This window comes from Sphingomonas spermidinifaciens, from assembly GCF_002351485.1.
In the GTDB taxonomy this organism is placed as follows: Bacteria; Pseudomonadota; Alphaproteobacteria; order Sphingomonadales; family Sphingomonadaceae; genus Sphingomonas; species Sphingomonas spermidinifaciens.
Genome location: NZ_NWMW01000003.1, coordinates 117,949 through 144,932, shown reverse-complemented (window position 1 = coordinate 144,932; position 26,984 = coordinate 117,949). Strand labels below are relative to the sequence as shown.

The 26,984-nt window shown below is 64.9% G+C and carries 21 protein-coding genes; 16 read left to right on the top strand and 5 right to left on the bottom strand.

What is annotated here, in order from left to right; translation table 11 throughout:
• The first annotated feature begins 10 nt into the window (after nucleotides 1-10).
• From COC42_RS16000 to COC42_RS15925, 16 genes are all read left to right on the top strand, one after another.
• The gene (locus COC42_RS16000; protein WP_245844321.1) at nucleotides 11-1,234 is read left to right on the top strand and encodes a TolC family protein; all 1,224 of its coding nucleotides are present in this window, start codon (nucleotides 11-13) and stop codon (nucleotides 1,232-1,234) included.
• Nucleotides 1,231-3,417: a type I secretion system permease/ATPase gene (locus COC42_RS15995; RefSeq protein WP_096344374.1), complete on the top strand. Its 2,187-nt coding sequence runs from the start codon at nucleotides 1,231-1,233 to the stop codon at nucleotides 3,415-3,417. Before COC42_RS16000 ends, COC42_RS15995 begins: the two co-directional genes overlap by 4 nt.
• Nucleotides 3,414-4,601 (top strand): HlyD family type I secretion periplasmic adaptor subunit, encoded by a 1,188-nt coding sequence (locus COC42_RS15990; RefSeq protein WP_096344373.1) that lies wholly within the window; start codon nucleotides 3,414-3,416, stop codon nucleotides 4,599-4,601. The genes COC42_RS15995 and COC42_RS15990 overlap by 4 nt, the downstream gene beginning before the upstream one ends.
• Entirely contained in the window at nucleotides 4,598-5,086 is a 489-nt protein-coding gene (locus COC42_RS15985; RefSeq protein ID WP_096344372.1) for a helix-turn-helix domain-containing protein, read from the top strand. The genes COC42_RS15990 and COC42_RS15985 overlap by 4 nt, the downstream gene beginning before the upstream one ends.
• A 370-nt stretch (nucleotides 5,087-5,456) precedes the next feature.
• On the top strand, nucleotides 5,457-5,882 hold the full coding sequence (locus COC42_RS15980; RefSeq protein WP_096344371.1) for a curli assembly protein CsgF: 426 nt from the start codon (nucleotides 5,457-5,459) through the stop codon (nucleotides 5,880-5,882).
• A gap of 35 nt (nucleotides 5,883-5,917) precedes the next feature.
• Nucleotides 5,918-6,967, top strand: a complete 1,050-nt coding sequence (locus COC42_RS15975) for a CsgG/HfaB family protein (RefSeq protein ID WP_245844319.1) — start codon at nucleotides 5,918-5,920, stop codon at nucleotides 6,965-6,967.
• A 284-nt stretch (nucleotides 6,968-7,251) separates the two neighbouring features.
• Nucleotides 7,252-8,682, top strand: coding sequence for a hypothetical protein (locus COC42_RS15970; RefSeq protein WP_176484722.1), 1,431 nt, complete (start codon nucleotides 7,252-7,254; stop codon nucleotides 8,680-8,682).
• Nucleotides 8,683-8,756: 74 nt separating this feature from the next.
• Complete coding sequence (locus COC42_RS15965) at nucleotides 8,757-9,320, top strand: hypothetical protein (protein WP_096344369.1); 564 nt, start codon at nucleotides 8,757-8,759, stop codon at nucleotides 9,318-9,320.
• Nucleotides 9,321-9,331: 11 nt separating this feature from the next.
• Nucleotides 9,332-9,820, top strand: coding sequence for a hypothetical protein (locus COC42_RS15960; protein ID WP_141395871.1), 489 nt, complete (start codon nucleotides 9,332-9,334; stop codon nucleotides 9,818-9,820).
• Complete coding sequence (gene csgH, locus COC42_RS15955; protein WP_096344367.1) at nucleotides 9,817-10,164, top strand: curli-like amyloid fiber formation chaperone CsgH; 348 nt, start codon at nucleotides 9,817-9,819, stop codon at nucleotides 10,162-10,164. Before COC42_RS15960 ends, csgH begins: the two co-directional genes overlap by 4 nt.
• A 109-nt stretch (nucleotides 10,165-10,273) precedes the next feature.
• On the top strand, nucleotides 10,274-11,899 hold the full coding sequence (locus tag COC42_RS15950) for a PAS domain S-box protein (RefSeq protein WP_245844317.1): 1,626 nt from the start codon (nucleotides 10,274-10,276) through the stop codon (nucleotides 11,897-11,899).
• A gap of 5 nt (nucleotides 11,900-11,904) precedes the next feature.
• Nucleotides 11,905-12,489 (top strand): response regulator transcription factor, encoded by a 585-nt coding sequence (locus COC42_RS15945; RefSeq protein ID WP_245844314.1) that lies wholly within the window; start codon nucleotides 11,905-11,907, stop codon nucleotides 12,487-12,489.
• A 290-nt stretch (nucleotides 12,490-12,779) separates the two neighbouring features.
• A complete protein-coding gene (locus COC42_RS15940; RefSeq protein WP_096344364.1) occupies nucleotides 12,780-14,186 on the top strand; it encodes an EAL domain-containing protein in 1,407 nt (468 codons plus the stop codon).
• A gap of 97 nt (nucleotides 14,187-14,283) precedes the next feature.
• On the top strand, nucleotides 14,284-17,268 hold the full coding sequence (locus tag COC42_RS15935; protein WP_096344363.1) for a S8 family serine peptidase: 2,985 nt from the start codon (nucleotides 14,284-14,286) through the stop codon (nucleotides 17,266-17,268).
• Between the two features lie 63 nt (nucleotides 17,269-17,331).
• Nucleotides 17,332-19,797 (top strand): ATP-binding protein, encoded by a 2,466-nt coding sequence (locus tag COC42_RS15930; RefSeq protein WP_096344362.1) that lies wholly within the window; start codon nucleotides 17,332-17,334, stop codon nucleotides 19,795-19,797.
• Between the two features lie 43 nt (nucleotides 19,798-19,840).
• A complete protein-coding gene (locus COC42_RS15925) occupies nucleotides 19,841-20,218 on the top strand; it encodes a response regulator (protein WP_096344361.1) in 378 nt (125 codons plus the stop codon).
• 327 nt (nucleotides 20,219-20,545) lie between these two features.
• Here COC42_RS15925 and COC42_RS15920 read toward each other — a convergent pair whose 3' ends face one another.
• The 5 genes from COC42_RS15920 to COC42_RS15900 all read right to left on the bottom strand — a co-directional run bounded on the left by COC42_RS15920 (nucleotide 20,546) and on the right by COC42_RS15900 (nucleotide 26,820).
• A complete protein-coding gene (locus tag COC42_RS15920) occupies nucleotides 20,546-21,235 on the bottom strand; it encodes an energy transducer TonB (RefSeq protein WP_096344360.1) in 690 nt (229 codons plus the stop codon).
• A gap of 76 nt (nucleotides 21,236-21,311) precedes the next feature.
• Nucleotides 21,312-22,133: a 16S rRNA (adenine(1518)-N(6)/adenine(1519)-N(6))-dimethyltransferase RsmA gene (gene rsmA, locus COC42_RS15915; protein ID WP_245844312.1), complete on the bottom strand. Its 822-nt coding sequence runs from the start codon at nucleotides 22,131-22,133 to the stop codon at nucleotides 21,312-21,314.
• On the bottom strand, nucleotides 22,130-23,158 hold the full coding sequence (gene pdxA / locus COC42_RS15910; RefSeq protein WP_096344359.1) for a 4-hydroxythreonine-4-phosphate dehydrogenase PdxA: 1,029 nt from the start codon (nucleotides 23,156-23,158) through the stop codon (nucleotides 22,130-22,132). Before pdxA ends, rsmA begins: the two co-directional genes overlap by 4 nt.
• A 1-nt stretch (nucleotide 23,159) precedes the next feature.
• A complete protein-coding gene (locus COC42_RS15905) occupies nucleotides 23,160-24,497 on the bottom strand; it encodes a peptidylprolyl isomerase (protein WP_245844304.1) in 1,338 nt (445 codons plus the stop codon).
• 70 nt (nucleotides 24,498-24,567) lie between these two features.
• Nucleotides 24,568-26,820 (bottom strand): LPS-assembly protein LptD, encoded by a 2,253-nt coding sequence (locus COC42_RS15900; RefSeq protein WP_096344357.1) that lies wholly within the window; start codon nucleotides 26,818-26,820, stop codon nucleotides 24,568-24,570.
• Between the last annotated feature and the right edge of the window lie 164 nt (nucleotides 26,821-26,984).

Here is a 26,984-nt window from a genome sequence, read left to right as displayed (position 1 = left end):
GGGCCAGCCTGTGTCCGGTCCGCTCGATCTGACTTCGGCCGTGCGTCAGGCGGTTGCCTGGCACCCCCGCGTGGCTGAGGCGTCGGGCGATCTCGAATCGAGGCTCGCCACGATCGCGATCGCGCGCGCGGGGTACCTGCCCAGGGTCAATGCCGGGATCGAAAGCGGTTACGACAGCCGCATCCGCAATTCCTGGCGCCCGCGTCCCACCGCGTCGATCGACCAGATGATCTTCGACTTCGGCAAGGTCGCGGGCGCAGTGGCCGCGGCCCGGGCCGACACGCGCGAGGGCGAGGCACGGCTGTTGCTCGCGATCGACGATCTGGCGCGCCAGACGGCGCATGCCGCGATCGAGCTGCAACGCGCCGCCGCGCTCCAGAAGGTTGCGGACGTGCAGTTGAAGCGCGTGGCGGAGATCAGCCGGCTGGTGGGTGACCGCGCCGATGTGGGCGCGACGACGCGATCGGACGCGATCCAGGCGCGCGCCCGCGTCGAGAGCGCGCGCGCCACGCTGTCCCAGATCGTCGCGAGCCGTGGACGCTGGGCCACGGCGCTCGCCTATCTCACCGGACGCGACGCGCCCGTCGATCAGATGATCGAGACCGCGCCCGCCTTCCTCGAAACGGCTTGCGCCGACGCCGTCGTCCGCCCCGAACCGGCACCCGCCGTCATGGCGGCGGAGGCACGCCGTGACGAAGCAGCGGCCAATCTGCGCCGCAGCCGGGCCGAACAATATCCGACCGTCTCGGTCGGCGGCGATGCGTCCACCGACATTACCTCGCTAGCGGCCGATCGCAGCATCTACAGCTTCGGCCTGCGCGCCTCTAGCGAAGTATTCGGCGGCGGCGCACGGCGCGCCAGAGCTCGGTCGGCCGAGTTGGCGCTGGGTGCCGCGGAGGTCGCGATCGCCGCCGCTCGGCTGGAAACGGACCAGGCGCTCGCCGAGGCCGTGACGCAGGTGCCGCAGCTGCGCGAGCTGCTGGTCACGCTCGACCGGCGGCTGTCCGACATGACCGAAACGGGCCGGCTCTACGAGATGCAGTATCTGCAGATGGGGACCCGCACCCTCGTCGATCTGCTGAACGCCGAGCAGGAACTGCATCAGGTCGCATTCGACATCGTCAACACGCGCCACGACCTTCGACGGATCGAGACCGACTGTCTCTACAACAGCGGTCGGCTGCGCTCCGCCTTCGGCATCGATCCGGCCGCGGCACGGGGAGGGCGCGGATGAAGATGCTGAGCGCGATCAGTGCCGATCCGGCGCCCTCGCTGGACGACTGGATGGTGATGCTGCGCAGCATCGCCCGCCACTATCGGTTGCCGCTGTCCGAGCAGAACGTACGGATCGCCGGGCGATGGCGGCAGGGCGATGACGAGTGCACCATGGTCAAAGCGCTGGCGCGCGCCAGCGGATTGTCGGTCCGTTTCCAGCCGGGTGGTGGTGTCCGCCTCACACGCTCGCGGCTTCCTGTGATCCTGCGCCTGACCTCGGGCGAGCTCCTGCTGATGACCGCAATCGATGCCGAGGGGCAGGCGGTCTGCGCGCCGGCGGGCGACAGCGGCCTCGAAACGCGCCTCCCGCTGGCCGAATTGGTGGCCGAGGCGACGCTGATCGTCGTGGCGCGGCCCGCCCGGTCGGCACCCGATCCGCGGATCGACGCCTATGTCCGGCCCTATGAGGAGCATTGGCTTCGCCGCATCCTGATGCGCGATGCCGGCGCCTATGGCCATGTCATGATCGCGTCGCTGGTGTCGAACTGCCTGGCGCTGGCGACCGTGCTCTTCTCGATGCAGGTCTATGACCGGGTCGTGCCGGCCAATTCGACCGCGACGCTCTACATCCTGTTCGCCGGCGTCCTACTGGCAATCCTCTTCGATTTCGCGCTTCAGCGATTGCGCAGCATCATCATCGACGTGGTCGGCAAGCGCGCCGATCTGCGCATTTCCGATCGTGTATTCGGCCATGCGCTTCGGGTCCGGGCCGAAGCGCGGCCACGCTCGACCGGGACCTTCATTGCGCAGCTTCGCGATCTCGACCAGGTGCGCGATCTCCTGACGTCGACGACGGTGGCGGCGGTTGCCGATCTGCCCTTCTTCGTATTGTTCCTGTTCATCCTCTGGTCGATCGGTGGCGCGCTGGCGCTCGTGCCCCTCGTCGCGGTCGTGCTGCTGCTCGTCCCCGGGCTGCTCGCCCAGCGCCGGATGCGCGCGCTGGCGACCGAGGCGATGCGCGAGAGTTCTCTGCGCAACGCCCTGCTGGTCGAGGCGGTGCAGGGGATTGAGGACATCAAGCTGCTCCAGGCGGAGGATCGCCTGCAACAGCAATGGAACCACTATAATGCCGTGGCCGGCGAGGCGCAGTTGCGGCTGCGCTCGCTGACCAACAGCCTGATCGGATGGACGCGCGCCGTGCAGAACGGCGTTTACGCGACGATTATCCTGATCGGTGCCCCGATGGTGATCGCCGCCGATCTGACGACCGGCGCGCTGGTGGCCGTCTCGATCCTCGGGTCGCGGATGATGGCGCCGATGTCGAGCGTGACGCAGCTGCTCAGCCGCTATCAGCAGGCGCGCGTCGCAGCCAAGGGGCTGGACGAGCTGATGGCGCTGCCCGTCGATCAGCCCGACTTCGAGAATCGCATTCCGCTGGCGGCGGCCAATGGCAAGTTCGCGGTGCGTCGCGCGGTTTTCACCTATGGCGTCGATCCGGCGACGAGGCCGGCGCTCACCATCGATGCGCTCGACATCGCGGCGGGCGAGAAGGTCGCGATCCTCGGTCGCAACGGGGCGGGGAAATCGACGCTGCTCCAGGCGCTGTCGGGGCTGATGCGGCCGACCGCGGGCGAATTGCTGCTCGACGACCTCGCGGTGCATCAGATCGATCCGGCCGACGTGCGGCGCGACATCGGCCTGCTGACGCAATCCAGCCGGCTGTTCCACGGCACGTTGCGGGAGAATCTGACGCTCGGGGCGCCGCAGGCGAGCGCGGAGGCGATCTGGGACGCGTTGACGATGGTGGGCGCGGCGACGTTCGTCCGACAATTGCCCGACGGGCTGGAGCATCCGGTGCTTGAGGGCGGGCGCGGCCTCTCGGGCGGTCAGGTCCAGTCGCTGCTGCTCGCGCGACTGATGCTGCGCGATCCGGTGGTCTTGTTGCTCGACGAACCCACGGCGGCGATGGACGAGACGGTAGAGCGCCAGTTCATCCAGCGCTTTCGCACCTGGGCCGAGCATCGCACCGTCGTCGTCGCGACCCACCGGATGCGCGTTCTCGATCTGGCCGATCGGGTCGTCGTCGTCGATGGCGGCCGCATCCTGCTCGACCAGCCCAAGGCGCAGGCGATCCGCACGATGCAGGGCGCGCGCGCACAAGCGATGGGCGCGCCCGTGGCCGCCGGCGGGCATTCGGTATGAGCGCTGCGGCGATTCTCGACGACGACCTCCTCGACGATGGCGAGCGGCGGCGGCTCGCCGTCTCGACCCAGTTGCTGTGGACGCTGACCGCGCTGTTCGCGGCGGCGCTGGTCTGGGCGTGGCTCGCCAAGCTCGACGAGGTTTCGACCGGCCAGGGCAAGGTCGTGCCGACCAGTCAGGAACAGGTCGTGCAGTCGCTGGAGGGCGGGATCGTGCGCGAAATGCGCGTGAAGCAGGACGATCTGGTCGAGCCCGGCCAGATTCTCGCCCGGCTCGACCCGACATTGGCGGGATCGACCGTCGAGGAGAGCGAGGCGAAGTATCAGGCGGCGCTCGGCGCGCAAGCGCGACTGTCGGCTGAGGTCGCCGACACCCCGCTGCGCTTTCCCGACGAACTCAGGGGCTTCCCCGCCATCGTCGCGAGCGAGACGCGGCTCTACAATGCCCGCCGTTCGGGCCTTGCCCAGTCGGCCGCACTGATCGACAAGTCGCTGGCGCTGATCGGCCGTCAGGTGGACATTGGCGAAAAGCTTACGGCCGTCGGTGCGGCGAGCACCGTCGAAGTCATCAAGCTGAGGCGTGAGCAGGCCGAACTGCAGCTCAAAAAGGCCGATCTTCGATCGCAATATCTGGTCGAGGCGCGGCAGGAGCTCGCCCGCGTCAGCCAGGATGTGAACGCACTCGCGCCCGTCGTGCGCGGCCGTTCGGACACGCTCCAGCGCCTCGTCCTGCGCTCGCCCGTGCGCGGCGTGGTGAAAAGTCTGGCCGTTTCGACGATCGGCGGCGTCGTGCCGCCCAATGGCGAGGTGATGCGAATCGTCCCGCGGGACGACCGGCTGCTGACCGAAGCGCGCATCTCGCCGCGCGACATCGCCTTCATCCACCCGGGCCAGCGCGCCAGCGTCAAGATCACCGCCTACGACTATTCGATCTATGGCGGACTGGAGGGCGTGGTGGTCAGCATCTCGCCCGATACGATCCGCGACGAGGTGAATCCTGACGTCTTCTACTACCGCGTCTATATCCGTACCACGTCCGACCGGCTGAGCAACGACAAGGGCAGGGCGTTTCCGATCACCCCCGGCATGGTCGCGACCGTCGATATCCACACCGGCAGCAAGTCGGTGCTGCACTATCTTCTAAAGCCGCTTAACCGTGTGAACGAGGCCCTGCGCGAGCGATGAGCCCGCCTGATCCGAAAGCGGCCCCCGGCGGCGGCGAGGCGGACCGGCCGGTCGAGACGCCGACGACCTTCGTGCCGCAGGCGACGCTGCTGGATCACGCCAGGCGGGCGCGCGCCGCCCGTGCACGGTATTCGGATCATTTCCCCAAAGACCTGTTCCGCGACCGTTCTTGGGATATCCTGATCGAACTGTTCATCGCGGCGGGCGAGGGGCGGAGCCTGTGCGCAAAGGACGCGATGCACATCGCCGAAGACAGCGCGGCGGCATCGGTGCGCCGCATCGACGCGCTTGAGGCGGTCGGGCTCGTCGAGCGGACGCATGACGAGAATGATCATCGCCGGGTGCGCCTCAGCCTCAGCACCAAGGGTCGCGAGGCGATCAGCGGATTTCTGCGCGACCTCTATTCGATCGAGGGGCCGATCATGAGGCTGGCGAAAGCGCCGGTGACGTTCAAGCCGGCGGGCAAGACTGATCCGCGATCCTGAGCCGTCAACTCGAACGGCCGTCAGTGGTCGTCAAGCATCTGCCATCAGCCAATTACGGCCATGGCCCGCTCGCTTTATCCGGCCCCCGAACGACGTGACTGCGGAAGCTCGGCGACGCCTCCGCGTCGGCTCGGCGTCTCGACTGACTGCGTAAGCATATGGCGTTCGCGCTGACGGCGCCGCGACCTCCACCGACCCGAAATCGCCGTGATTTCGCGGAACTCGTGCTGCGTATTCCTACGGATTCCCGACTCGATTCATCGATCGTAAAGGTCTTTCCGGCGCCGCGGGGGCAATATCCGCCGACGCCCCAGACAACATGGTCGCGCTTTCAACGATAGTGCAGCAGAAGCTGCAACGGAGAGGGTGTATGCGCATTGTTATTCGAGCGGCGACGCTCGTCGCGATGGCGTTCGTGCCGACCTCAGCCTCGGCGTCTGACATCGTCTATACGCCGATCAATCCGTCTTTCGGCGGAAATCCGTTCAATTCTGCACACTTGCTCGGGATTGCGGCTGCTCAGAATAAATACAAGGATCCAAGCGCGATCACGAACGCGAACCCTGCCGACCAGTTTCTGCGCACGTTGCAAAGCCGGCTGTTGTCGTCGCTCGCCACACAGATCACCGATCTGATCTTCGGCGACAATGCGCAGGAAAGTGGACTGATCAAGTTCGGCGATCAGGAGATATCGTTCGTGCGGGGGTTGGATTCGGTAACCCTGACGATCTCCAATCTTGCGGACGGCAGCGTTACCGAAATCGTCGTGCCCCTGCTGACGGGGGACGGATTGTGATCTTTTCTACGCGCCGCGTCCGAGCCGTTTCGCTTGTGGGGTCGCTGGCGATGTTGAGCGGATGCGCGGTTCACAACCAGGCCGTGTGGGACCCGGCGCAGGCGACGCGGCCGACACCGGCGTCCAAACGCCTCGCCCAGTTACCTCCGGCTGGCGAGCGGGTTGCGATCGCGGTTTACAATTTCGTCGATCAGACGGGCCAGTTCAAGACGAGCGACAACGTTCAGACCCTGTCGAGGGCGGTCACTCAAGGCTCGACATCGATCCTGATCAAGGCGCTACAGGAGGCCGGCAACAACAGCTGGTTTACGGTCATCGAGCGCGAGAAGCTCGACAACCTGCTGCGCGAGCGTGCCGTGATCCGCGAAATGCGTGCCGCCTATCTCGGCGAAAAAAAGGTCAATCCCCAGGCACTGCCCCCGCTTCTGTTCGCGGGCGTGCTGCTGGAGGGCGGAATTATCGGTTATGACAGCAACACCAAATCGGGTGGTGCGGGCGCGCGGTTCCTCGGGATCGGCGGCAGTACGCAGTATCGAGAGGATACCGTCACCATCTATCTGCGGGCGGTCAGTGTTCGGACCGGCGAAGTGCTGGCGACCATCAGTGTCCGCAAGTCGATCGCGTCGCTCGGCATCAACGCCAACGCGTTTCGCTATGTCGCGTTCAAGGACTTGCTCGAGCTCGAAGCAGGCGTCGCCTATAACGAGCCAGACGCGCTCGCGCTGCAATCGGCGATCGAAACGGCCGTGTACGGCTTGGTGATGGAAGGTGCCGCAACCAACCTGTGGTGCCTCAACACGACGCCGGCATTTGCCAGCGATACGCTCCGCCGATACTATGCCGACCGCGATAATATCGACGCCGACAAGGTGACGTTACCGCGCGACGCCAAGGGGTCGTCGGTCGATGGCTCCTGCGCCAGCGCTCGTTTGGCGGCGATGCCGCGAGCAACCGGCGCGCGACTTGCCGCCTCGGCTTCACCGGCCGCGAGGATCGTTCCGCCCCAACCCCAGCCACAGCGGCAGGCAATCAAGCCAGCCGTACCGGATACGGAGACCAACCGGCTGCGAAGAGGAGAGATGTAAGACCGGCATATCGCCGGAAAAGATCAGCGGGCCCGTCGACGCTCAGATTGGCGTCAGGACGCCGGCGAGCCCGGATCAGTTCGGTTACGGGAACCGAGCTGGCGTGAGAACAAGCTCACGCGAGCAATATGCGTGAAATTCTGCCGTCAGGCAAGTGTCATGCAGGCTCGCCGGCGATCTCCCGCGATGCCCCGTCGGCCGCGCCATGCCGGAACCGCGGCCGTCCTTAACCGGCAATGGAGCGGATGCCGGCAACCGGTATCCCCACAGTGGGAGACGAAGTCATGAAAACCGTAATGCTGGGCGCCGTATCGGCGCTCGCCCTCACCGTCTCGTCGGCCGCGTTCGCGCAGTCGACGAGCACCGTCAACCAGAGCAACACCGGCAACTCCGCGGTGGTCAATCAGGTGCCGTCCGACACCGGTTCGGCATCGCTGGTCAATCAGTCCGGCGCCGGCAACAGCGCGAACGTCAATCAGTCTGACGACGGCACGAACTTCTCGGGCGGATCGATCCCGCCGGCGAGCGATTCGACGATCGATCAAACGGGCGACGGCAATATCGCCAACGTCACGCAGACGACGTCGATCAACATCAATCCCAACGTCTCCGACGTCAATCAGTCGGGCAACATGAACACGGCCGACGTGGTCCAGCTGGACGATGAGAACAGCTCGACGATCGATCAGTCGAGCGACGGCAACGTCGCAAGTGTGACGCAGGGCGATGCAACGCTGGCGCTCAGCGACGCGAGCTGGGGCAACACCAGCACCGTCAATCAGGCCGGCACCGGTGGGCACAGCGCCACCGTGTCGCAGCTGGCACAGGGCAACAGCAGCAGCGTCGATCAGCTCGGCGATGCGGACAGCGCCTCGGTGCTCCAGACCGGCAACGACAACGGCTCCACCGTTCTCCAGACCGGAACGGCCGATGTCGCCAACGTCACCCAGTCGGGCGACTTCAACACGTCCGACGTCGTGCAGGATGGCGAGAATGTCCTTGCGACCGTCAACCAGTCGGGCAACGGCAACACCTCGCTGATCGACCAGACCTCGCCCGGTGGCATTCGGCCGATCGATTCAGCGGCCTATGTCAGCCAGGCGGGCGACGGCAACACGTCCAACGTGTTCCAGCGCGCCAACCAGGGCTATGCCGAAGTGTTGCAGAACGGCACCAACAGCAACGCGCTGGTCATGAACTATGGCAACCGTTCGGTGGCCTATGTCTGGCAGCTGTCGGGCGACGACAACAGCGCAACGATCGAACAGCGCGCCGAGGACAGCGATGCCTTCGCCTACCAGACCGGCAGCCGCAACACCGCCAGCATCGTCCAGCGTGAGGACAGCCCGCCGACCGAGAATTTCTCGGCTGCGATCTATCAGTATGGTGACGACAACATGTCGTCGATCGATCAGGACGGCGACAACCACGTTGCGGTCAACGAGCAGGGCGGCGACTTCAACGAATCGACGATCTTGCAGACCGGTTCGGGCAGCTATGCCGGTGTGGGCCAGTATGGCGACAACAACGACTCCGACGTGACCCAGTCGGGCAGCGGCCAGTATGCGCTCGTGCTGCAGTACGGCTCGGACAACCTGTCGAGCGTCAATCAGAGCGGCAACAACAACGCTGCCTACGTCGCGCAGACTTCGAACGGGGATATCTCGACCGTGCTGCAGAGTGGTTCGTTCAACACGGCGTCCGTTACGCAGTAACAAAGGTGCCGGCCCGGGGAATTCCCAGCCCCTCACGCGCCTCGGGCCGGTACTTCTTCGAAGGGAGCCAGATCATGCGCTACCCATTGCTATTGAGGATCGCCGCCACGGCCCTTGCCGGCGGCAGCGCGAACGCTCAATCGCTTTCGCTGCGACAGGACGGGGTTCGCAACGATGCCCGGATCGATCAGATCGAAAGCGCCGGCTCGATCGAAGCCGAGATGCGCGGTACCGATCAGCATCTGTCGGCACGGCAGGCAGGCGAAGGTCGGATCGCCGCAACGATCGAAGGCCGCGACAACGCCGTGGACGTTGTCCAGCACGGGTTCGCATCCGATGCCAATATCGCATTGGTGACGATCAACGGCGAAGGCAATCGGGCGGACGTGTTCCAGTCAGCGTCCGGGCCGGGTCACGCGGCATCCGTTGCTCAACAGGGCGCAGCCAATATTGCAGCACTCCATCAGGACGGAAGCGGCAGCACCGCCTCGCTGCTACAATTGGGCGACAACAATCGGGCGAGCCTGACCCAATCAGGTGATGCGAACGAAGCGAGCCTTGCACAACTCGGCAGTTCGCTCGCGATCGCCGTCAGTCAGGCGGGCGGCGCCGCGGTTGCGATTACGCAGTCGAACTGATGGGTGCGGCGATGTTCCCGATGCTGCTCCTGTCCGCGGCCATAGGTGCCAGCGCGTGTGCTCGTGCGAACCAGCGGGACACAGCCAGTGCGCCCGCTGCCCTGCCGGGGCAAGCGCGCGTCCGCAGCGACCAGATCTCCCCCCAGGCGGCGCGGACGGTTGCGCCGCTACCGGCGATTTCGCCGACCAATCGTTCGGCTGGGATCAACCAGCTGCCGGGCAATCTTGAGGCGCGCGAGGGTGCCGAAGCGCCCGAATCGGTGTTGAGCACGTCGGCGCCGACGCCTGATCGCGTGTTGCACGCCGAAGTGCTCCGGACGTGGAACCAATTGCGACAGCGGGGCCAGCAGCCGACCGCGGAACTGCTGGCAAAGGAAATCGGGCCGGAAGCTCTTGCCAGATTTCTGGCGACCTACCCGGGCGCCGAGCGGTTGTTCGAAACGCCGTCAATGCCGTTCGAACGGGCGCCGGAGCCTCTGGTCGACGAACCGAACAAATGAGCGTTTCGCCGCCGGTCGTGATCGTCATGGTCGCTGCGCTCCTTTTGATGGGACAGGAGATGACGGGTTTACAGGGAAGGCCGCTCGAACTGGATGTCGTCTCATCGGGCGAGACGGCCACGCTTGTCGTCGCGGGCAGCGCCCCGGCACGGCAGCGCGTTCGCTATACCCTTACGGTCGAAGGCCAATCCTATACGCGGCACGCCGGGTCGGTAACGCTCGACAACGAACGGCAGACCGTGTCCCGCGTCCGCGTGCCCGCGAAGAGCGGATGGACCGCCACGCTTTTCGTCGAGAGCGAGGCCGCGCCGCCCTATCGCATCACTCGAAAGAGTGAACACTGAAGCAAAGCGAGACATAAGTAAGGATTTTTACCAATGGATTGGTCCAAACTGGAATGATAAAGAATAAGTAAAAGGGGAGGAATGATCGTGGGCAACACGGCACTTAGGCATGATCGTGTTCGCTGTCGGTGGCGGCTTGTCGCGATGCAGTCGCTCCGAAAGTCCGCTTCCTGCGTTCGACAAAGCTGACGCTCGAATGAGGTCCGGAACACAAAGCATCCGCGTCGATCGTCGCCGTCCGCAGCCGCGGCAGCCTAGAAGCGACGCGGAACAAGCGCTCGCCGCTTTCGCTGCTAACGTGACCGATCGGGCGATACTGCTCGTCACTTACGATGGCACGATCTTCTATTCGAACACCGGTGCGGAGCGCCTGTTTGCCGGGCAGAGGCAGGCGATCCTAGGCGCCAACATCTCGGCGCTTGTCGACCGCGGGGTCAATGGATTCGGAGACGATCGCGCGAGCGTATTGCGCGGCGCGACGATGCGCTTCGAAAGCGAAGGGATGCGCTTCGATGGCTCTCGGTTCGCGGCCGATGTCACCGTCTCGCTTGCCCGCCCCAATGGTGATCGCAGGCTCAGCTTCGGTTACAGCATCTCCGATATCACCGAGCGGAAAGCAGCAGAGTGTGCGCTTGAGGCGAATGCCGCGCATATGCGGTCGGTACTCGCGACGGTCCCGGACGCGATGGTTGTCATCGACGACCATGGGTTGATCCAGTCGTTCAGCGCCGCCGCCGAACGCCTGTTCGGCTATACCCGTAACGAGGTGATTGGTCAGAACGTCCAGCTTTTGATGTCAGAAGAATGCCGGGCATCGCACGATGCCTATATCGCGCAATATCTCTCCACCGGAACGCGCCGCGTCATCGGCCATGATCGCATCGTTCTAGCCCGGCGGAAGGATGGAAGCACGTTTCCGATAGAACTTTCAATTGGCGAGGCGAAAGGCGCGTACGGCCGCATCTTTACCTGGTTTGTGCGGGACCTTTCCGAAAGAAGGCGACAGGAACTGCGTATCCGCGAACTGCAAAGCGAGCTGATACACGTCTCCCGCCTCAGCGCCATGGGGACGATGGCTTCGATACTGGCGCACGAAATCAATCAGCCTCTGACTGCGATCTCAGCCTATATTGATGCTGCCCGGCACATGATCGACACGATGCCTTCAGAGGCAGGCCGCTTATCCGATGCGCTCGCCGACGCAACCAACGAGGCGCTGCGCGCGGGTCAGATCGTTCGCGGGCTGCGATCGTTCGTCACGCGTGGCAAGGCCGAGCGACAACGCGAAGAACTGGGATCCTTGATCGAGGATGCTGCCCGTCTTGCACTGTTGGGACCGCATCCCCCGGGCATGCGCTACCGCCAACAGCTTGATCCGGATGTGACCCACGTCCTTGCGGATCGTGTGCAGATTCAGCAAGTGCTGGTGAATCTTATACGCAACGCAGTGCAAGCGATGCGTTCGTCGCCAGACCCCAAGCTTACGATCAGAAGTAAACAGTGTCGTGACAAAGTTCGCATTTCCGTATCTGACACCGGATGCGGTGTCTCGGATGACTGTCGCGCGGACCTGTTCAAAGCGTTTACAACGACAAAAGCGGACGGTTTCGGTATCGGTCTGTCGATAAGCCGAACCATCGTCGAGGCACATGGCGGTCAAATATGGCTAGACCCGGCCAAATCAACCGGCGCGACCTTTCACTTTACCCTTCCATTGCGTGACGTGAACGCGTGATGCCAATGAAGATCATCTATCTTATTGACGACGAAGAAAGCGTGCGTCGGTCCGTAGGGCTTCTACTCGAGACCTATGGCTACGAAGTCGTGCCCTATCCGTGCGGCATTGATTTCCTCCGCGAGAAAGTTTCGCTGCCTCGCGGCTGCATACTGCTGGACGTTCGAATGCCCGATCAGAACGGACTCGAGATCCAAAGTGCGCTGGCGGCCGACGGCGATAGCTGGCCAGTCGTGATCCTGACGGGGCATGGCGACGTCGTCTCGGCGGTGGCCGCCATGCGGAGGGGCGCGATCGACTTCATTGAGAAGCCTTTCGCAACGCATCAGCTTTTCGAAGCACTAGATCGTGCATTCGACAAATTTGCGGTCGACGAAGCCGTTCACACCGCGAAGTCGCGCATCGAGGCGCTGACAGGTCGGGAACGAGAGGTCTTTGACGCGCTGACCGAAGGCCTGTCAAACAAGCAGGTCGCTCGTAAGCTCGATATCTCCTCTCGGACGGTGGAGGCACACCGCGCGCACATCATGGAAAAGCTCGGCGCCAACAACCTAGTTGAAATGGTCCGTATGTCTTTGGCCTGCCGATAGGAGCACGGCGTCGCATTCGAAGCCTTGTCGCGACCTGCCGTACGAGCACGGCGGGCATTTTGGCTGCTCGATCTGAACGTCGGCCTTATCCCACCTACGATAATCGCGCGTTCCCTTCGTCCGCTCCTCGAACGCGGCATTGCTTGATCTGGCCAACCGGGTGATCCGCGAGCCGCGCTGTCGATCGGCCGCGGCCGGGACGCCTATCGGCAGCAGTACGGCCGGTCACGCCACACTCGCTGTTGTCGTGCAGCAAACCGATTGTTCGAACGCGGTCACGATTGACCGACATGGCGGACGGGTCCAACTCGTTGGGTCTGGTCATGGCAGCATGCGCCTTAACCTATTCGGAAGGCGGCTATCTTATTCCGATCCTTGGAATAGGCTGCCTGGAAAGACCGCAATCGATGCCATCGCCTTGTTTCCCCATGACTGCCCGCGAGGAACCAGGCCAGCATCGGGCGGGGTCTAGCCGCCCGGCCTATTGTGCGGTGGTGGTTGTCCAGCAATTCGACGAAGCGCGTGCCAGTCTCGGCTATCGCGTTGCCGAAGACCTGATGGCGGCTTGGGCGGGTCGAATTGCCTCGGCTGCGCCCAATGCTTCGCTTGGGCGCGTCGGTCGAAATGCGATCGAATTGAGCTTCGAGGCCGAAGACGATGTGGCGGCCAAGACCGTTTTGACGCGCGCGTTAAGCCAATTCGAGCAACCGCTTCATCACGCCGGGCTTCGGCTCAACTTTCGGGCCGTTGCCGGTTTTACACCGTTACCGTCACGGTCGATCGATGATGCCTCGATCGATCGGGCATCGGCCGGCGCCGCGCTGGCTGCCCGGCGAGCAGATCGCATTGGTTTTCAACCTGTCGATGTGCAGGCCGGATTGCCCGACGAGTTTGAACTTGCGCGCGCAATTTACAGGGCGATCGAGCAGGACGAGTTGCGCTCGATCTACCAACCGAAGCTGCATTGCCGTCAGGAGCGGATTAACGCGGTCGAGGCGCTCACCCGCTTTTCGCTGGCAGAACTGGCCGATGTGCCGGTCGACCGCGTATTTCTGATTGCAGAGCGTATCGGCGCGGTCGAGGCGCTGACCGACTGGCTCGTCGAGCGCATCCTGGCCGATCGGGTGCTCCTCGCCAGCGATGGCTTTTCGCCGACCATCGACATCAATCTGTCCGGCCGGCTCTTGTCACACCGAACGTATATCGACCGATTGGCAGTTCGACTTGAAGGTCGCGGTGTCGGAGTCGAGATCACGGAAACGGCCGTGCTCTTCGACCCGGAGGAGGCGATCCGCAACGTCAATCTTCTGGCCGAGGCGGGCATCAGGATTGCCATCGACGATTATGGTTCGGGATTCTCGTCGCTCGCCTATCTGAAGGATCTGCCGGCGCACGAACTGAAGATCGATCGGATGTTCATCAAGGCGCTGACCACGAGTCACCGCGATCCTCTACTTGTCCGCTCCACAATCGACCTCGCGCACGCGCTCGATATGGAAGTGACGGCCGAAGGCGTAGACGATCCGCTCAGCCTCTCGCTGCTGCGCGTGATGGGCTGCGATCAGGTTCAGGGCTTTCTGATCGCGCGTCCAATGGAGTGTGCGGCGCTGTCTGCATGGCTGGCGGACACGCGCAATTTTGTCGGCAAGGGGGCTGCGATCGTCGATCTTCCGGTCCCGGACGCCAAACAGGCTTAACGGCCGGCTAAGCTAGCATGTTGCAGAACTCGCAATCGTCCTTCCCCTAATGCGATCCTGTTAAAACGGGCTTCAGCGCCCGAAAAGGGGATCAAGGATGGTGTCAGTAAAAGGCCGGCTGGGGGCAGCCGCGCTTGCCGTTACCGTCAGTGCAGTCGCATTGACTGCACCGGCGGCCGCGCAGGACGTACCCGCGCCGAAGCCGCTTGAGGCAAAGACGACGAGTGCTCGCCCGCTCGCGTCACAGGCGGGCACCATTACCCCCACGCGCGGCATGATCCGCGCGCACATGGACGAAATCAGCCCGTTCTGGTCTGACGGGCCGCAGGTCGGAATCGACGTCGATCCGGAAACGGGCGAGCTCGAACCGTTCTGGGGCAAGCTTGAACCCTATCGCGGGATGATCCGTGCGCACGAGGGTGAGCTGACCGCGCTTGCCGGGATGATCCGTGCGCATGAGGGCGATCTCGAAGGCATGCGCGGCATGATCCGCGCGCACATGGGCGAACTTTCCGCGACCGCGCGCATGATCCGGGCGCACGACACGAGCGCCGTCGTCGATTACGCCGCCGCGCTTTCGGACTACAGGGCCTTCATCAGCCAGTCCGAGGCCTTCTGGGCGGTCCCCGTTCAGAAGGAAACCGGCAAGAGCTTTTCGACCGTCATTACCGATCCGCTGCTCAACAAGTACGGGATCGATTTGAACGATGCCCAGAGCCTAGCCAAGCTTTCGGGCGACCAGCGCGAGATGTTCTTCCTCGAATGGCATGACAACCTCATGCAATTCTCCGGCGCCGATCAGGTCGACCACTGGATGAAGAGCATAGGATGGTCGCCCGCGCTGACTCAGCAGCAGGGCAGCGGCACCCGCGCCGTGATCGGTCTGGTCGACTTCTTCGTCGCCAAGGACCCCGACATCGCCCAGAAGGTGATCTACTCGGGCGGATATACCGCCTTCACCGGCCATGGCGCGGGCGTCGGCAGCCTGATCCTGGCCAGCCACGACGGCAAGGGCGTGATGGGCATCGCCCCCAACGCGCGCGTCGCCGCCTACAACCCGTTCGATGCGACCCACACGGCCAGCTGGACCGACGTGACCAAGGGCATCATCGCGGTAAACAAAGCAGGCGCCAATGTCATCAACCTGTCGCTCGGCGTGCCGGGTCACACCTTTCATTCCGAATGGCGGAACGTCTTCAAGACGAGCGAGGTGAACAACTACAAGGACACCTCCCTTTACGTTATTGCGGCGGGCAACAGTGGTGTGACCCAAACCGCGAACGTCAATTTCAAGGACGCGTTTGACAACACGTTCCTGGTTGTCGGGTCGGTGTCGCCCGACAATGTGATCTCCGACTTCTCGAACCGGCCGGGCTTTGTCTGTCTGACCGATGACGGCACGTGCAAGAACACGATGCGCGCTGGCGTGGGCAGGACCGGCGATACCTTCCTCAAGTCCGACTACCTGAAGGAAAGCGGCCTGCTGATGAACCGCTTCCTCGTCGCGCCGGGGGAGATGATCCTGGTCGCCGACGGCGAGGGCGGCGTCACGCGGATGTCGGGCACCAGCTTCGCCGCCCCGCTGGTCGCCGGCGCGATCGCGCTGATCCATGACCGCTGGCCGTGGCTGAAGAAATACCCGCGCGACGTCGCCAAGATCCTGCTCGATTCGGCCACCGACCTGGGGGAGCCGGGCGCCGACCCGGTTTATGGCCGCGGGCTGCTCAACATCGAACGGGCGCAGGGCGTGCTCGATTTTGACCGGCTCAAATACGAGCTCTGGAACGGCAGCTCAAAGACCGATCTTACGGTCAGCACGCTGAAGACCAAGGGTTTTCAGCAGATCTGGTCCGACAAGGACATGTATTTCGCTGCGTTCGAAAAGATCGACAGCGCCGAACGCGACTTTTTGATCCCGCTATCGAGCCGACTGTTCGGCACGATGCGCAACGGCCAGTATTTTCAGGAGTTTGTCTACAATCATTTCGTCAACTGGTTGCAGACGGGGGTCGGTTTCACCGGCGTCAATCCGCAGCGCGGGTTCGGCTTCACGGATACGATGGCGACGCCCGATGCCAACCTTGGTAATGGCTGGTCGTTCAGCATGACCGGTCGTCTGGTTGCGGAGCATTATGGTGGCGGCGGCATCGGCGCGCCGCAGCTTCGTTCGTCGGTGACGGTGGCTGCACCGCAAAGCCGGGTGCGCTTCACCTTCGGCAGCGGCGACGGCGCGGTGAGCCTGGGCGGGCGGATGGGGCTCCAGACCTCGTCCGACTTCGATCCCTATACCGGCGGCGTCAATCCGCTGCTCGGCTTTGCCTCGGGCGGGGCGCATGTCGCCTCGACGCTGGCGGTCAGCCGCGATTTCGAGGTTTCGTTTGGCGCCACCTCGCGTCGGATGTCGACGCGCGAGATGACGCTGGGCATCGCTGACATCGACGATCGCGGGCTGATGAGCCGCAATCGCTACGCGGCGGACGCGATGACCGTGCGGGTCGATTATCGGCCGGCCAACTGGCTGGGCGTGTCTGGGTCGTTTACTCGCCTCGAGGAGGATCGCGCCTTCCTTGGCACGCTGTCGCTCGCCAACTCCGACTTCGGCGACGGCACCACCACCGACGGCATAACCGTGCAGGCCGATCTCAACCTCGACGAGGGCATGGTCGTGTTTGGGTCGGCGACGGGCGCGCGCACGGCGAACCGCGACGATGCCGCCGCCTTCCGCATGGCTGGACGCGGGGCGTTGGGGAGCGCCTATCAGATCGGCGCCGCCAAGCAGGGGCTGCTCGGCCGGAATGACCGGCTGCGCATGACGCTGGCGCAGCCGCTGACAATCGAGCGCGGTGCGATCGAGTTTACCAGCATCATGGTCATCGACCGCGAGACGGGAGACAAAGGACCGGTGACCCAGCGTTTCGACCTGGGCAACCAGCGGCGGCGTGCGGTGGCCGAGGTGCTTTACGGCACCCCGTTGATGGGCGGTCTGGCCGAACTGAGCATGTTCGGGCGCGGGGAGCTTCGCGCCGTAGATGCCGCTGTGCCGCGGATCATGATCGGCGCGCAGGGCAGTATGCGGTTCTGATTGGCGGGGCGGCAGGGCCGGTGCTTTGCTGCCCCTTAACCTTTGGGCGCTAGGCAAAATGTCATGATCCGCGCGCTCCTTATCCCACTGCTCGGCTGCCTTGCGCTCGCTGCTGGAGGGACGGCTCATGCCGATACCTTCCCCGACAAGGTAGAAAAAGTGGAGGCCGCGCTCATGGCGGATCCCGACGCGGCGCTTCGCCTCGCTCGGGAGGCCGCAGCCTTGCCAGAAGCCCAGGCGCCCGGTCGCGAGGCTCAGATCGCGCGAGCGACCGCCCTCCGGCTCGAGGCAGAAGCCTTACTGGGATTGAACCGCCTCGCCGAAGCCGAACCGCCTGCGCTTCGGGCAAAGGCGTTGATCCAGGGTGCGGCGCCGACCGCGAAGATCGCCGGTGATATCGAACGAACGCTCGGCGCGATCGCGGGAATGCAGGGCAGGGTGCAACGAGCCTTGGCCCACCACCAGAACGCCTATCGCATCTACACTGCGGCAAATGATCGACGAGCGCGATCGATCGCGCTGCTCGACATTGGTCAGATTTACTGGGACGCGGCCGATTACGACCGCGTCCTTCGCTATTTCACCCAGGCCGAGGAGTTGATGCCGCGCGACGATGCGTCGCTGCTGCTGGCGCTCCACAATGCGCGGGGCGAGGTGCTGCGGACCATGGGCCGGCCAGCGGACGCGGATACCGAATACGCCAAAGCATTGGACGCAGCGAAGCGCTTGAAGAGCGAAATGCTCGAGGCGCGTATCCTGACGAATCGCGCCGATGCGCAGATCGAAGCAGGTCGCCTTGGCGCAGCCGCACGAACCATTGCCGCCGCCTTTCACGCGTCGCGCCAGCCGGACGCGGCGGAGTGGCGCCCGTTCATTCACGCAGCCGCCGCTCAACTCGCCGAACGTAGAAACGACCTCGATCGCGCGGCAAGCCATATAAGGCTCGCCTTTGCCGGGCAGGATCTGACGTCGACGTCGATGGCTTATCGCGAAGCCCATCAGATCGCGGCGCGCATCTTCGAGCGCCGGGGCGAGGAGGCATCTGCGCTCGCGCACCTTCGCGCCAATCAGCGTCTGGACAAGGAGGCGCAGCGCCTGATCGCGACGAACAGCGCGCAATTGATGGCGGCCCAGTTCGACTTCACCAACCAGAACCTGCGCATCGCCCAGCTCAAGCAGGGGCAGCTCGAACGCGATATCGCCATCGAACGGCAGCGTTCGCGATATCGCACCAACTTGTTCGCGGGATTAGCGCTCGCGGGCGCGATAGTGCTCGGCGTGGCGCTCTACGGCTTCTTCTCGGTCAGGCGCAGCCGCAATCAGGTTCGAGCGGCGAATACCGAACTCGCCGGCACCAACATTGCGCTGGAAAAGGCGCTGAAGGCCAAGACCGAGTTCCTTGCGACGACCAGCCACGAGATCCGCACGCCGCTGAACGGCATTCTCGGCATGACGCAGGTCCTTCTCACCAATCGATCGGTGCCCGGCGACGTGCGCGAACAGATCGAGGTGGTGCACGGCGCGGGCGAGACGATGCGCGCACTGGTCGACGACCTGCTCGATGTGGCCAAGCTGGAGCATGGCGACCTGACGCTGGTGGAGGAACGCGTGGCAATCCGCGACCTTGTCAGCCGCGCGGTCACGCTATGGCGTAGTCAGGCCGAGGAGAAGGGGCTGACGGTCGACTGCGATCTGGCCGGTTTGCCGGAGTACGTTCTGACCGACGCGGGTCGGGTTCGGCAGATCCTGTTCAATCTGCTGTCGAATGCGGTCAAGTTCACGCCGGTCGGCTCGATCAGCGTCTCGGCCTTGCTGCGCGAAGAGGGGCCGGAACCGGCTCTGCGCCTTGTCGTCCGGGATACGGGCATCGGCATCGACGAGAACGATCAGGCGCAAGTGTTCGAAGCATTCAGTCAGGTCGATGGCGGCATGACCCGCCAGTTTTCAGGAACCGGGCTCGGTCTTTCGATCGTACGCCAGCTCGTCGAGCGATTTGGCGGCTCGATCGTGCTGGAGAGTGCGCTCGGCGAGGGAGCGACGTTCACAGTCGATCTGCCGGTCCGGACGGATGCGGCCAGCGAGGCGGCCGATGGCTCGTCACCACTGGCCGGTTGCTCGATGCTCTTGATCGATGCCGACCCAGATAGCCGCCGTGTGGCGCAAAGCCTGCTGTCGGGGCGCGGAGCGAAACTCTCGGTCGCTGGTTCGATCGCCGAGGCACTCGATGCATTCGACACGGCATCGCCGGGCATCGTCATCATCAACGCAAGGACATTGGCCGAGAACGAAGGCATCGAGTCCATTCGGCAGATTGCCGCGAGGGTTGCTCATGCAGGCGGTCGGCTTGCCGTTCAGCAGGGTATGCTCGGTGCACCCAGCATTGCTGAATTGATGATGCTTCGACCCGATCAGATCATCATGCAGCCCGTAGAGGACGGGCAGTTCGTTCGAGCCGTTCTGACCTTGGCGAGCGACGAACCCGCCGCGTTCGTGGACGCGGGTTGGTCCGGCGGAAAGCTGGCGGCGTGATCGTGCTTAATCATTCTGTAATTGCGTATCATGGGAGGCCTTTGTGAAGGTCCTGTTTGTCGAAGACGATCCGCTGAACCGTCGTGTCGTGCGTGATATGTTGAGCGTTGTGGGCGCCGTGATGTCGGAAGCTCACGACGCCGAAACCGGATTGCGGATGATCGAAGAGGACGATTTCCACGTCGTGCTGATGGATCTTCGCATGCCCGGCATGGACGGGGAGACCGCCATCCAGCTGGTTCGGGCGCGTCAGGATGCCAAGCGCAGTGTGCCGATCATCGTCGTCACCGCCGACACGGCCCTTAATCTCAAAACACGCTGCGTCGAAAGCGGCGCCGACGATTTCCTACAGAAGCCGGTCGCAATGGCGCCACTCTTGGGGGCGATGGGGCGGGTCATGGCGGCGCGACGCGCTGCCTGAATTTATCGTCTATACGTCGTTGGCTGCGCACTGTCTCAAGCGGAGGTCCGCTGCCGCGCCAAGAAGGTGCGCAAGGTGCGCGACTGGTTTGTGGACGAGCACAGCGAGCGCTTGAATATTGAAATGGCGATCGCCCGACCTTTGCAATCGTAACGCCCTCGCGACCAGCCACGTACGGCTACGGCTCGTTCCCTTCACCCGCTCCAATTTCTCGCCGGGATGCCTCGCTGGGCCGGGCGCCTGCGACTGAGCGGATATCGCGCTGGAGAGCTCGATCGCCCAAGTCGGCTTCCCTTCCCCGCGAGTATGCGGGGAAGGGGTTTGCCGTCAGTTGACGATGCGCCAGACCACGGGCGGCAGTCGCATCTGCGAAGCGATCGGATTCCCGGCGGCGTCGCGGGCGGGTTCGAACCGGCCGTTGCGGATTGCAAGCCGGCAAGTCTCAGCATCGAGCGCGGCGTTGCCGGTGCCAGACACGATCCGGCAGTCGGACACGCGCCCTTCGGCGGTGACGTCGAGCAGGACCGATGCGCGCCCCTCCGCCTCCGCCCGCAGCGCGGCCGCGGGATAGGCGTTCTGCGGAAACCACGCGCCGATGTTGCCGCGGGCGCTGGCGCCGCGTGAGAGATTCATCGGCGTGGGAGTGGGCGAGGGCAGCGAGGGCAACGGCGCTGGATCGACCTTGGCCGGCGGGATGTCGATCGAGATCAGCGGCGGGGCCGGCTTGTCTAGATCAACCAGCGGCTTGGGCGCGTCGATCACCGGCATCGTCGTCGTTCGCGCCTCGATCGTCTTCGGCGTCTCGGGTTTCTTCACATCGGGCGGCGGCGGTTGCCGGAGCGGCACGGAATAGGTTTCGAGGGGCTTGTCCACGATCTTCTCGACGAACTGGACGGCGAGGCCGGACACGAGCGCGGCAATAATGCCGCCCTGGATCAGCCCGACAAGGCCGATCGCCACGATCCGTTCCCGTCCCGAGCCGCTATTGGCATAGGACATGATGGGCATCCTCTTCATGACCGCGCCGCTTGATGCCGGCTGCGGTCACGTGATGCTATCACATAACTTTGATGCGCCAAGTGAAATCGAACGATTAGCCGATGCGGCGCGCAACCGCGCAAAACTCGGCGACGCTCACCGTCTCGGCGCGGCGGGTGAGGTCGATACCCTCCGCCTCTGCCGCCTCGATCGCGCCGGGCATGGCCTTCAGGCTGGTGCGCATCATCTTGCGCCGCTGGCCAAAGGCGGCGGCAGTCAGACGCTCGAGCGTCGTCAGGCGGACGCCTTCGGGCGCGTCCACGGGCACGACATGGACGACCGCGGACATCACCTTTGGCGGCGGGGTGAAGGCCGAGCGATGGACCGGCATGGCGATGCGCGGGACCGAACGCCATTGAGCGAGGACGGCGAGGCGGCCATAGGCGTCGGTGCCGGGCGCGGCGACGATGCGGTCCGCGACCTCGCGCTGGAACATCAGCGTGAGGCTCTGCCACCAAGGTCGCCATTCTGCGCTGAGCCAGCCGACGAACAACTCGGTCCCGACATTGTAGGGGAGGTTGGCGACGACGTGCGGCGCGCCCTCGAACAGGCTGGCATGATCGATTGCGAGCGCGTCGCCCTCAATCACCTTGAGCTGGCCGGGATAGGCATCGGCCAGCTCGGCGAGCGCGGGGATGCAGCGCCGGTCGCGCTCGATCGCGGTCACGCGCGCGCCGGCCCCGAGCAGCGCGCGGGTGAGGCCGCCGGGACCGGGGCCCACCTCGAGCACTTCGGCGCCCTTGAGGTCGCCGGGTACGCGCGCGATCCGGTCGAGCAGCTGCCCGTCGAACAGGAAATTCTGGCCGAGCGCCTTGCTCGCGGTGAGGCCATGCGCGCGGATGACCTCGCGCAGCGGCGGCAGGGGCAGGGCGGTCACGCGGGTTCGCAGAGACGACGGCGCGCGGCGGCTTCGGCGGCCATACGGATCGCGGCGATCATCGCGCCGGGCTCGGCCATGTTGGTGCCGGCAATGGCGAACGCGGTGCCGTGGTCGGGCGATGTGCGCACGATCGGCAGGCCGAGGGTCATGTTCACCCCCTCGTCGAAATGCAGCGTCTTCAACGGGATCAGCGCCTGGTCGTGATAGGCGCAGAGCGCCGCGTCGTAGGTGGCGCGCGCGCGGGCGTGGAACATCGTGTCAGCGGCCAGCGGCCCGATCGCGTCGATCCCCTCCTCCCGAAGGATGGCGATGGCAGGCTCGATCACGTCGATCTCCTCGGTCCCGAGCGCGCCGCCCTCACCCGCGTGCGGGTTGAGCCCCGCAAAGGCGAGGCGGGGGCGCTCGATGCCGAAATTGCGGGTAAGGCCGCGCACCGTGACGCGCGCCTTGGCCACGATGAGATCGACGGTGAGAAGGCCGCGCACCGCCGCCAGCGGCACGTGCGTCGTCACCGGCACCACGCGCAGCGTCGGACCGGCGAGCATCATCACGGTGTTGGCGTGGGCGATGCCGCACCGTTCGGACACGAACTCGGTCTGGCCGGGATAGTGGAAGCCGATCGAATAAAGCTGCGACTTCGACACCGGCCCGGTGACGAGCGCGCAGGCGGCACCCGCTTGCGTCAGGCCCATCGCGAGCTCGAGGCTCTGCAAGGCGCAGCGCGCGCCCTCAACATCGGGGCGGCCCGGCACGATCTCGCCTGCGTCGGCGACCGTCATCACCGGCAGTGCGTCGCCAAAGGCCGAGGCCGCGTGTTCGGGTGTGTCGATCCGGACGACAGGGCCGTGCCACACGCGCTCAACCGCGCGCGCGTCGCCGACGGCGAAGAAGGGCGTGAGCGCGTGAACGTCACGCGCCGCCCATGCCTTGGCGATGATTTCCGGCCCGATGCCCGCCGGGTCGCCCATCGATACGGCGATCGGGCGAGGGGGCGGGCGGTGGAGAGGGCCGCCCGCGGCCATGTCAGCGATACTCGACGATCGCGTCGCGGCGAAGGTCGCGCAGCATCCGTTGCGCGCGCAGGTTGACACGCTCCTGCTCAAGGCCCTGCTGGATCTGCTCGGCCGAAGGCTGGGCGGCGACGCGCGGATCGTCGCGACCGCACAGGACGAGCACGCGCACGCCGTCCTGGGGCGAGCCGAAGGGCGGCGTCGCCTGTCCCACCTGCAGCTTCAGCACGATGTCCTGAAGCTGGGGCGGCAGGTCGCGCACGCGGATCGAGTCGTTGTCGACGACGTCGGCGCCGATCGAGGTCGCGACCTTCTGGACGTTGCCGCAGCCCTGGATCGCCTGCGTTGCCTTGGCGAACTCGGCGGCGCGCGCCTGAAGCTGCGCATCGGCGAGGCCCTGCGGGAACTTGACCGAGACCTGACGCAGACTGAGCTTGGCGTCACGCGGATCAGCACCCAGCACGGTGCGCTTGTCGACGAGATAGAGCAGCGAGAAACCGCCGGGCACCGGTACGGGACCGGCGATCTGTCCGACCTGCATCTCGGCCGCGGCGCGCGCCAGCGGCTCCGGCAGCATCGCCGGGCGCACCCAGCCGAGATCGCCGCCGACGGCGCGGGTCGAGGCCTCCGACATGTTGCTGGCAAAATACTCGAAGGGCGTGCCGGTGCGCATCTTCTCGACCATTGCGCGCATTGCCTGAGTCACCTCGGCCTCGCGCTCGGGCGGGGCAGAGAGGTAGATTTCGCGAAGATTAAACTCCTCGGTCCCCTTGGCCTGCTCGAGGCGTTCGAGGATCGACTTCACTTCCTCCTCGCCAACGCTGATGAAGGGCTCGACTCGGCGACGTAGCAGCCGCTGCCAGGCGAGCTCGCCCTCAATCTGGCGCTTGAGCGAGCGTTCCGACGAACCGATCTGAGTGAGATAGGTGCGCAGCCCTGCCGGATCGCGCTGGAAATTGCGCGCGACGCGGTTGAAGCTCTGCTCGATCTCCTGCGGCGTGACGGTGATCTCGTTCTGCTTGGCTTCCTGGATCTGCAGCGTCTCGTCGATCAGCTGACGCAGCACCTGGAGGCGCAGCTGATCGCGTTCCTCGTCGCGGATCGTCAGGTTGCGCAGGCCGGTGATCATGTTCATCCGCTGATCGACGTCGGTGCCGGTTATGACGGCATCGTTGACGATCGCGGTGGGCTTGCGGATGTTGGGATCGGCCTTGCCGAAAATCTGGAGGTTCTGGGGCAGGTTGAGGCCCGCCGCGGGCGTCTGCGCCTGGTCGCCCACGGTCTGCGCAACCGCGATGCCCGCTGCGCCGGCGAGAAGCACACCCGCCACCATCTTCAACGTCGTTGCCAAATCGTCGTCCTCTTGCCGCGCCCACGCGCCGAACCGCGGACCAATAAGCCCGCCATCATGAACCGCCGCTTTAGCGCCCCAGGTTCGTGAGCGCCAGCGTCAGCAGGAAGCTGTTGCCCGCGCGCGCATCGCCATTGTCCTGATAGTCGCGGCGCCAGGTCAGGCCGAGGCGCACGCAGTCGTCCTCATACTGGACGCCGAGCCGGTGGCGGATCGGCTCGAACCCGTCAGACAGCGACAGCGGGTCCTCCTCGCGATCGGTGAGATCGACGGTCGCCGAGCCGAACGCCGACCAGAAACGCGCGAATGCGACGCGGCCGCCGACGCGCAGCTCCTCACGGTCGCGCAGGTCCTCGACGAGCTGGTCGTTGTTGCGATTGAGGCGGAGATAACCGACCAGCGCATAGGTCTTGCGCGAGCCCACGGTCGCATCGACCTCGTTCCGGCGCACTGCCAGCCCGTCCTTGTCGAGGCGGTAACGGTGGGTGAAGGCGACGAACTGGCCGACACGCACCTCGGTACGGCCGACGAAATCGGACCAGCGATCGGTCAGGCCCGTGCCCTCGGGAAAGATCGAGGTTCGCTGGTCCAGGCGATAGCTCTGGCCAATATTGGCGTTGATGGCGATGCCCGGCAGGTCGAGCGCATAATCGAGGCCATAGGTAATGCGCGTCGAATCCTCATAACGATCATAGCCGGGGAAGCGGTTGAGCGAGAAGAGGTTCGAGTCCTCGAGATCGACGGCGCGCGCATCCTCGTTCGAAATGTCGATGTTGCTCACCTTGGGTGAGGCAACGATCTGGACGCGCGGGGTGATGCGCTGGTCGCCGCCGAACGCCTGACCGATGAAGGGCCATTTTACGTCGACTGCGACCGCGCCGATCGCACGGGTATGGAAGCCCTCCTCGCCGCGATAGAGCGCGGCGGTGCCGGCATTGTCATTCGTGTTGTAGATGTCGCCGCGGGCGAAGGCGCTGAAGGTCATCTCCTGTCCCCAGCCGGTAATCCGCCGCAATTCCCAAAGCGCCGAGGCGAAGGCGCGCTGCGTATCCTGCTCGCCGTTGTTGCGCGAGATGGCGAGGCTGTTGAGTTGTATCGTCATCCTTCCGCCGAGGAGCGGATCGGTCAGACGGTGGCGAAAGTCGATCTCGGGCAGCGCGACGGGCTGCGTCTGGCCGGCATCGTCGAGTCGCAGCGACTGCACCGCCCAGCCCTGAATCGCGAAATAGGTGTTCTCGCTGATCCGCTGGACGCCGATATTGCTGCGCAGCCGGTCGTCGCGCGAGATGTCGTAGCGGCGCAGGAAGGTCTTGTCGGTGGCCACGCGGATCGACCCGAACGCGCTCCAATAGGGATCGAACTGCGCACGACCGGTGGCATCGACGTAGCCACGAAAGGCATTCTCGCTGGTGGGTGCGGTGCCTGTTTCGGTGATAAGGTCGTCGCTTCGCCGCGAATAGGTGCCGTAGGCGGTCACGTCGAACGCGCCGAGCGAGCTGTATTGACGGTAATTGCCCTCGATCATCGGCAGCGCGCCGGTGAAGAGGTGCGGCGTGACCGTCAGGTCGCGGTTGGGCGCGAGATTGAAGTGATAGGGGAGCGCGAACTCCAGCCCGTTGACGCGGCTGATGCGGATTTGCGGAGCGAGCAGGCCGGGCGCATTCTCGCCGCCCAGCGTGTGGCTGAACGCGGGGAGCGGCAGCGACAGCCCGAACAGGGTGACGCGCGCGCCCTTGTAGCGAATGCGCTTCCGGTCCGGATTGTAGACGACCTCGCGGGCGGTGATCTTCCAGCTCGGCTCCTTGGGACAGCCGTCGCTCGTCTCGACCGCGCAAGGAGTATAGGCCGCCCGCGTCACGCGCAGGACGCCGCCATTCTCGCGCACGCCGCGCTGGGCGGCGATTCGGCCGCCCTGTTCGAGGACGACGAGCATGTTGTCGACGACGCCATCCCTCAGCGTGTCGGTCAGCTCGATCCGGTCGCCATAAGCGACGTCGCCTTGCGGGTTGGTGACGGCGATGTCGCCCTCGGCCACGACCTGTCCGGTCTTGCGGTTCCACGTCACCTTGTCGGCGCGCAGCCGCTCGCCCTGGCGAAACAGGCGCACGTCGCCGGTCGCGTTCACGATTTCGGCGTCGAAGTCATATTCGAGCTGGTCGGCGCTGAAGTCGATCTGGTCGTCGGCACGGGGGGTGGCCGTCTCGATCGGCGGCGGCAGCGCCGCGTCGGGACGATCCTGAAGGTCCTGCGCCGCGGCGAGGGCGGGCAGGGCGAGCCACAGACAGACGGGCAGCGCGGCGGTACGCAACAGGGCCTGGCGCATGCGAATGGATCGTGTCCCCTTTGTCGCCCGAGAGCGAAACGCTGCCCCCGGACAAGCCGACCCTATCGCACCGCAAAAGCCGCCACGCAATCGAGGCGGGTTTTGCGGACGCCTGTTGGTCCCTAGATGGGCAGAATGACTCGTGCGACGCTTGGTTGCACGTG

What these genes read in the sequence shown, in the direction of transcription:
- COC42_RS15995 (WP_096344374.1), top strand. Translation starts at nt 1,231, where the DNA reads ATGAAGATGCTGAGCGCGATCAGTGCCGATCCGGCGCCCTCGCTGGAC.
- COC42_RS15990 (WP_096344373.1), top strand. Translation starts at nt 3,414, where the DNA reads ATGAGCGCTGCGGCGATTCTCGACGACGACCTCCTCGACGATGGCGAG.
- COC42_RS15985 (WP_096344372.1), top strand. Translation starts at nt 4,598, where the DNA reads ATGAGCCCGCCTGATCCGAAAGCGGCCCCCGGCGGCGGCGAGGCGGAC.
- COC42_RS15980 (WP_096344371.1), top strand. Translation starts at nt 5,457, where the DNA reads ATGCGCATTGTTATTCGAGCGGCGACGCTCGTCGCGATGGCGTTCGTG.
- COC42_RS15970 (WP_176484722.1), top strand. Translation starts at nt 7,252, where the DNA reads ATGAAAACCGTAATGCTGGGCGCCGTATCGGCGCTCGCCCTCACCGTC.
- COC42_RS15965 (WP_096344369.1), top strand. Translation starts at nt 8,757, where the DNA reads ATGCGCTACCCATTGCTATTGAGGATCGCCGCCACGGCCCTTGCCGGC.
- COC42_RS15960 (WP_141395871.1), top strand. Translation starts at nt 9,332, where the DNA reads ATGTTCCCGATGCTGCTCCTGTCCGCGGCCATAGGTGCCAGCGCGTGT.
- csgH (WP_096344367.1), top strand. Translation starts at nt 9,817, where the DNA reads ATGAGCGTTTCGCCGCCGGTCGTGATCGTCATGGTCGCTGCGCTCCTT.
- COC42_RS15950 (WP_245844317.1), top strand. Translation starts at nt 10,274, where the DNA reads ATGATCGTGTTCGCTGTCGGTGGCGGCTTGTCGCGATGCAGTCGCTCC.
- COC42_RS15945 (WP_245844314.1), top strand. Translation starts at nt 11,905, where the DNA reads ATGAAGATCATCTATCTTATTGACGACGAAGAAAGCGTGCGTCGGTCC.
- COC42_RS15940 (WP_096344364.1), top strand. Translation starts at nt 12,780, where the DNA reads ATGGCGGACGGGTCCAACTCGTTGGGTCTGGTCATGGCAGCATGCGCC.
- COC42_RS15935 (WP_096344363.1), top strand. Translation starts at nt 14,284, where the DNA reads ATGGTGTCAGTAAAAGGCCGGCTGGGGGCAGCCGCGCTTGCCGTTACC.
- COC42_RS15930 (WP_096344362.1), top strand. Translation starts at nt 17,332, where the DNA reads ATGATCCGCGCGCTCCTTATCCCACTGCTCGGCTGCCTTGCGCTCGCT.
- COC42_RS15920 (WP_096344360.1), bottom strand. Translation starts at nt 21,235, where the DNA reads ATGAAGAGGATGCCCATCATGTCCTATGCCAATAGCGGCTCGGGACGG.
- pdxA (WP_096344359.1), bottom strand. Translation starts at nt 23,158, where the DNA reads ATGGCCGCGGGCGGCCCTCTCCACCGCCCGCCCCCTCGCCCGATCGCC.
- COC42_RS15900 (WP_096344357.1), bottom strand. Translation starts at nt 26,820, where the DNA reads ATGCGCCAGGCCCTGTTGCGTACCGCCGCGCTGCCCGTCTGTCTGTGG.